The organism is Spirosoma montaniterrae (assembly GCF_001988955.1).
GTDB lineage: Bacteria > Bacteroidota > Bacteroidia > Cytophagales > Spirosomataceae > Spirosoma > Spirosoma montaniterrae.
In genome coordinates, this window is the sequence record NZ_CP014263.1 from 3,059,001 (window position 1) to 3,065,000 (window position 6,000).

The 6,000-nt window shown below is 51.1% G+C and carries 5 protein-coding genes and 2 rRNA genes (1 of these 7 cut by a window edge); all 7 read right to left on the reverse strand.

Features of this window, described 5'->3' with window-relative positions; genetic code table 11:
* Window positions 1–64 precede the first annotated feature (64 nt).
* Window positions 65–424: a hypothetical protein gene (locus tag AWR27_RS13245; protein ID WP_157579206.1), complete on the reverse strand. Its 360-nt coding sequence runs from the start codon at window positions 422–424 to the stop codon at window positions 65–67.
* A gap of 147 nt (window positions 425–571) precedes the next feature.
* Window positions 572–1,030, reverse strand: a complete 459-nt coding sequence (locus tag AWR27_RS13250) for a hypothetical protein (RefSeq protein ID WP_157579207.1) — start codon at window positions 1,028–1,030, stop codon at window positions 572–574.
* A 156-nt stretch (window positions 1,031–1,186) separates the two neighbouring features.
* The gene (locus AWR27_RS13255) at window positions 1,187–2,128 is read right to left on the reverse strand and encodes a phosphatase domain-containing protein (protein WP_077131604.1); all 942 of its coding nucleotides are present in this window, start codon (window positions 2,126–2,128) and stop codon (window positions 1,187–1,189) included.
* A 56-nt stretch (window positions 2,129–2,184) separates the two neighbouring features.
* Window positions 2,185–4,323 (reverse strand): xanthine dehydrogenase family protein molybdopterin-binding subunit, encoded by a 2,139-nt coding sequence (locus AWR27_RS13260; protein WP_077131605.1) that lies wholly within the window; start codon window positions 4,321–4,323, stop codon window positions 2,185–2,187.
* A gap of 2 nt (window positions 4,324–4,325) precedes the next feature.
* Entirely contained in the window at window positions 4,326–4,799 is a 474-nt protein-coding gene (locus AWR27_RS13265) for a (2Fe-2S)-binding protein (protein ID WP_077131606.1), read from the reverse strand.
* Between the two features lie 147 nt (window positions 4,800–4,946).
* Window positions 4,947–5,058, reverse strand: a 5S ribosomal RNA gene (gene rrf / locus AWR27_RS13270).
* Between the two features lie 123 nt (window positions 5,059–5,181).
* Window positions 5,182–6,000 (reverse strand): 23S ribosomal RNA (locus AWR27_RS13275); it runs 2,027 nt beyond the window's last position.

Sequence of the window (6,000 nt, forward strand, 5' to 3'; positions counted from 1 at the left end):
GAAGACGGAAAGGATTATTTTATAAAAAAGGCTGAGCCAAGCCGTATTGACCCAAATATCTCTCTCACCTCAGCATTAAATAATGCAATTCGCCCTGCTTGATGCCAGCACAGCGCATCAACACGATAGGCAATGAAAGCTTGTAACGGTTCTGGAAGTATTGCGCTAATCGGTCCAGGTGACGAATTGCTTTAGCTAAGTGCTTATCATAGGTGTAGGCTGCCTGCCCAGCTCCTATCTGTCCGTCTTTCTCATTTACCAAATACCGCGACCGACGCGACAACATTTGCAGAGAAATGTATGCCGCATATTCGTCTTCGGGAAGTTTTGAGGGCGATGCTGCTCTCTGTGGGTTCAGGGCGTGTTTCGCGTCTGTGTGGCTTCGGTATTGCAGGCTGAACGTTGCCAGATGGGCGTTAACCAAATGTAGAGCTGTGTAGAAACAGACTGTTACTTGCCAGTCTATGCAGTTCTGAACCGATGTATTATCATTAATTGACGACAAAAAGTGGAGATTATGCTGAGCCTGTTTGATATGCTCGTCAAATGTTGCCAACGCGAATATGGAAATTTAATCAATGAAAATTTGATAATGATTTGGAACAGGCATTCCATCGTTGGCTTCCACGAGCATAGTGGTCATATCGAAGCCAAAATCATGATACTTTGCGTTAATTCGGGCTTCTGTCAAAATCAGAAAACGCTCCATTTCGGCATCATCATCGCTGATTTCAGCCCAAACTAAAACCTCTGAATCATTGAAATCAAACGCCAGTTTGCGTGGCTGCCGCTTGCCCAGCAGTTGTATGTAATCGACAATAATCTTGCCCACAAAGTGCTTTTGAGCAGTCACTTTGTGAAGAAAACCCATCTGATCGTCATTTCCAGAAAGAACAATCTTGTAGAAGTTCGTTAACTCTGGCGATGCTGTCTCAGTCTCTAATTGGACCTGATGTGAGCGAAGCATGGCGACTAATTGATCGAACCAGGGGTCTAAGTTAGTCTTGGTTGGTTCCAATGTAGGCGTCATAAGTAAGAATAGGTTTCGTAGCGTAAAGCAAAAGTAATGGTAATATTACTTTTACAACGATGCTGAACTGGAATAGTTTCACGAACAGTTATAGGTTCCACGCTTTATTATGACCGTCTTCAATACTGGATTGGCAAGATTTAGCAACCACCATCTTCAAAAATCTCCATAATCAACCTGCAAGCACGTTAACCCCACCTGCCGGCGCCACATATCGACAACCTGCTGGCGATCATCGACCACAAACTCGACGTAATACCGGCCTGAAATGTGCTGCTCAAATAGTTCACGCTTCACCACCGAATCTTTGCGGCTATCGCGTTCGGGGCGCATGAATAACTCAAAATCAGTTGGTTGCCAGCCAAAATACTGACAAAGCCAATCGGTGGTTTCGCGTCGGCAAACGGCATCGCGGCCCGAGAAAAACACAATACCATAGCCCGACGCCCGCATGGCTTTTACCAGATTGATAATGGATTGCTTCGGCGTGTCTTCGCCCACACGGTGCCATTCAAATGGTGAACGCGCACCTTTCTCAGCCACCGTCCCGTCGATATCGACCAGTATACAGCGCGGTAAAGTTGTATCCTGCTGCCGTTGGAAAACCTCACTCCGGGTCAGCATTTCGGGCTGGAAAGAAAACACCCGTTTCAATGATTTCAGTTGTTCTGCCTGTTTCAGAATAATAGCTTCTCCTACTGAGTCTTCGCGCCCTTTGTCGCGCCGTATGCAGTCGGCAACGGGTGTATCGATAAGTTTGTACTCAATAGAAACGGCATCGAACTGCGCCGATAGTAGCGTTCTGAATTCGTTGAGGTAATGCAGTTTCAGATTAGTATTGTCGATCAGGACATGCCAGCCACGTCGAAGCCCCTCTACTATTGCTGTCTGTTGCAAAGCGTTTACAACGGTTTCCACGCGATTTTTCTCATTATCGGGCCAGTTTCGCCAGTAATCGGGCAGGGCTATCGGCAATATAGCCCGCCGAAAATCATCGCGGTTCACGCGTAGCCAGTTCGGGTTTTCAGCGCAGAATTGCCGCGCAAACGTCGATTTGCCGCTGCCGCTCAAGCCAGTCAGAATTAGTACTTTTTTCATACAAAAGCCCGGTGCTTCGTGAAGACACCGGGCCGGGAAATTAGGTTTCTGAATAATTATGAAATGCCTTTAAAAACAGGTTCATCCATGAACGGCTGATTGTAGAGTCGTTTACCTGTAGCCTTAAAAATGGCATTGGCAACGGCGGCCCCGGCAGGAGGCAGAGCAGGCTCACCCAAGCCGGTCGGCTCTATCTCATTCTGTACGAAGTGGACCTCCACATCAGGAATTTCGTTGATCCGAATCATTCGGTAGTCGTTGAAATTCTTTTGTTCCGGCAATCCGTCTTTGAATGTCAGATTTCCGTACATGGCATGGCCGACGCCATCGACCACGCAACCCGTAATCTGCTGCCGCGCCCCGCTTTGATTAATAACGATACCACAGTCGGCAACCGCATATACTTTTTGTAGTACGGGCTTGCCTTTTACCATCGCTACTTCGCCCACCTGCGCCACATACGAACGGTGCGAGAAATAAACACTGAAGCCCTGCGCTACGTTTTTCTTGCCCCATCCCGACTTCTGAACCGCCAGTTCGATAACGCCCCGCATCCGGTCAATGTCGTATTTTATGGCACCAACGGGCTTTTGTTTGGCTTTGTCAAGCAACTCTAACCGGAAAGCCACCGGATCTTTGCCCGCTGCCTGCGCCACTTCGTCTAAAAACGATTGCTCGGCGAACGCCAAAAAATTCGTGATGGGTGCCCGCCACGGACCGGTCGTAATGGGCGATTTATTGTATTCAACACTGTCAATCAACAGGTTATCGACTGACCCCGACGGAAAGTTATCTTCGCGCAGTGGGTTTCCCGACCGAATGCCTACGCCCCGCAGTTTGTAGCCAATCATAGTACCCCGTGCATCGAGTGCAGCCTCAAACCGATACCGAACAGCCGGGCGATAGCTGCCGCCCGTCATGTCGTCTTCGCGGGTCCAGATGAGTTTAACGGGCGCGTTGACTGCTTTCGACACCTGTACCGCTTCGAGCACATAATCGGCCTGAAGCCGCCGACCAAAGCCGCCCCCCATTCGGGTTAGTTCTACCGTGACTTTATCGGGCGAGATGCCCAGCAGTTTCGCCGTTTCGTTGCGGGCGCGTTCGGGCGTTTGCGTTGGCCCAACCAGTTCAACACCATCCGGGCGAACGTGTGCGAAGAAGTTCATCGGCTCCAGCGGGCTGTGCGGCAAAAACGGACATTGATATTCAGCTTTCACCACTTTGGCTGCACTGGCAAAAGCTGCGTCAACATCGCCGTCTTTACGCCGAACGGTTGCTTCTTTACTATCTAACAGTTCTTTGAATAGCCGGTTATGGTCGGAAGTGCTCTCAACGGCATCGGTCTTTTCCCAATCGATCTGCAACGCGTCTTTAGCTTTCTTCACCTGCCAGGTCGATTTACCGACCACCGCTACGTTATTGTCGAACGTTACGACATCGACAATACCCGGCATTGCTTTGATGGCAGCACTATTTACTGCTTTCAGTTTATAGCCAAAAGCCGGGCGTTGCAACATGGCAAACAGCATGCCTTCCCGGTAGAAGTCAAGGCCAAAAAGAGACTTTCCAGTCAGAATTTTCGGATTATCGACGTTTTTGACTGTGCTACCAATGAGTTTGAACTCCTTCGGCTGTTTCAGTTTTACATCGGTTGGTACGGGTAGTTTACCAGCTTCGGTTGCCAGTTCGCCATAACTCAGTTTACGGTTGGAGGCCGAGTGCATCACAAACCCGCTTGCTGTTGTGCATTCGGTGACTGGTGCGTTCCAGCGATTGGCTGCGGCCTGTAGCAACATTTGCCGGGCGGTGGCCCCCGCAGTACGCAGCCGCTGCCACGAGTGCGGGATTGAGCCGCTACCTCCTGCTACCTGACGCTCAAATTTCTTTGTGTCGAGCGGAGCCTGCTCAACGATAACTTTCGTCCAGTCGGCGTCTAATTCTTCGGCAACGATAATCGGGAAAGCGGTTTTAATACCCTGTCCAACTTCTGGGTTGGGCGACAGAATGGTAATAATGCCCTGCGGACTTATCGATAAGTAGCTATTGAAGCCCACACCAGACGGTTCGGCCAACGTAGATACAGTGGAAACTGCCGCTTCTGATTCTAACCAGTTAAAGCCAATAATCAGCCCGCCACCCGCTACGGCCAAATTTTTCAGGAAGCCGCGTCGGCTTTCGTTTGTGCGCGTTTTCATGGTTATTTGGTGGCTTTAGGAGTGGGTTTAGCAGCAACCTTAACAGCTTCGCGAATGCGGTGATATGTACCGCAACGGCACAGATTGCCAGCGAGTGCGGCATCAATGTCAGCATCGGTTGGTTTGGGATTACGCTTTAGTAACGCAGCCGCCGACATAATTTGCCCGGCCTGACAGTAGCCACACTGTGGCACGTCGATTTCATTCCAGGCGCGTTGCACCGGATGATCACCCGTGGCTGATAAACCCTCAATCGTTGTAATTTTCGCAGAGCCAATTGCCGAAACAGGCAATACACAGGAGCGGGTTGCTTCGCCGTTCAAATGAACCGTACAGGCACCGCATTGAGCGATACCACAGCCATATTTCGTGCCGACTAACCCGAACGTGTCGCGTAACACCCAAAGTAAGGGCGTATCAGCGTCAACATCAGCACGCAATACGCGACCGTTGACAGAGAGGTTAAAAATAGCCATTGATTGAGTACGATTGGATTGGTTCGACCAAGTTACGAAAAAGTCGAGTACTCTGGCTAACAGATGGTTAGTAAACTACTTAAAACAAAAAAAAGCGAGCTGAATCAGCTCGCTTTGCCGGGTTCTCGACCCAATCCTAAAAAAGTCAGGTGGCACCTACCTACTCTCCCACCTGTGACGGCAGTACCATCGGCAGTACGGGGCTTAACGGCTCTGTGCGGAATGGATAGAGGTGTACACCCGCCCGACCAGCACCAGCCTGACTCTTTGCTCGTTACCGATACCGCATCCCTGCGCTATCGCCGTACCTGCTTGTCTTTTACCCTACAGAAAGAAATCCATAACCAGAACCCCGCCAACCGCCTGCCCCTCAACCTGCCCTGACCATACGCTCTCGGGCTCATTAGTAGTGCTCAGCTCAACGCGTCTCCACGCCTACACCTGCACCCTATCCACGTCGTCGTCTCCAACAACCCTTACCACACGGAACACTCATCTTGGGGCCGGTTTCGCACTTAGATGCCTTCAGCGCTTATCCTAACCCAACGTAGCTACTCGGCCGTGCCTGCGGCCAGACAACCGATCCGCCAGCGGTTGGTCCATCCCGGTCCTCTCGTACTAAGGACAGACCCCCTCAGTATTCCCACGCCCACCACAGATAGGGACCGAACTGTCTCACGACGTTCTGAACCCAGCTCGCGTGCCACTTTAATCGGCGAACAGCCGAACCCTTGGAACCTTCTCCAGCCCCAGGATGTGACGAGCCGACATCGAGGTGCCAAACCTCCCCGTCGATGTGAGCTCTTGGGGGAGATCAGCCTGTTATCCCCGGCGTACCTTTTATCCTTTGAGCGATAGCCCTTCCATGCGGAACTACCGGATCACTATACCCTGCTTTCGCACCAGATCGGCCTGTTTGCCTCACTGTCAAGCCCGCTTCTGCTATTGCACTCCCCAGCCGATTACCGTCCGGCCTGAGCGGACCTTGGGAAACCTCCGTTACCCTTTCGGAGGTGACCACCCCAGTCAAACTACCCACCAAGCAATGTCCCCCATAAAGGGTTAGGACGCCGGTTGTGAAAGGGCGGTATTTCAAGGTTGGCTCCAGGATGCCTGGCGACACCCCTTCAAAGCCTCCCGCCTATCCTACACAGCCACAACCAGCACCCACTACTAAGCTGTAGTAAAGGTGCACGGGGTC